We start from the raw sequence: 512 nt of genomic DNA, 5'->3' as shown, positions 1-512 counted from the left end.
CGAGGCCGCCGCCCTCGCCTCCCGCCCGGCCGGCCAGGTCCTGCCCAGCGAGGCCCCCCGGCTGTCGTACACCCGGCGTGTCCCCGTCGGCGCCGTCGGCGTGATCGCCCCGTTCAACGCCCCGCTGATCCTGTCGATCCGCTCGGTCGCGCCGGCCCTGGCGCTCGGCAACGCGGTCCTGCTCAAGCCGGACCCGCGCACGGCGGTCTGCGGCGGCCTGTCCCTGGCCGCGGTCTTCGCCGAGGCCGGCCTCCCCGAGGGACTGCTGCAGATCCTGCCGGGCGGCGCCGAGACGGGCGCGGCCCTGGTCGCCGACCTCGACGCGGTGATCTCCACCGCCGCCTGGGGCTCCTTCTTCCACCAGGGCCAGATCTGCATGACCACCGGCCGCCACCTCGTGCACGCCTCGCTCTACGAGGAGTACGTCGAGCGGCTCGCGGCGAAGGCCGACGCCCTGGCCGTCGGCGACCCGCACCGCGGACAGGTCCACCTCGGCCCGCTCATCGACGGCG

At 76.4% G+C, this 512-nt stretch carries 1 protein-coding gene; it reads left to right on the top strand.

Annotated features, from left to right (window positions below; translation table 11 throughout):
- On the top strand, window positions 1-512 hold a 512-nt coding region (locus tag BZL64_RS19740; protein ID WP_143663226.1), incomplete at both ends, for an aldehyde dehydrogenase family protein.

The sequence above is a fragment of the Streptomyces bobili genome (assembly GCF_002154575.1).
Classification (GTDB): Bacteria; Actinomycetota; Actinomycetes; order Streptomycetales; family Streptomycetaceae; genus Streptomyces; species Streptomyces bobili.
This window is presented reverse-complemented; position numbering and strand designations above follow the sequence as displayed.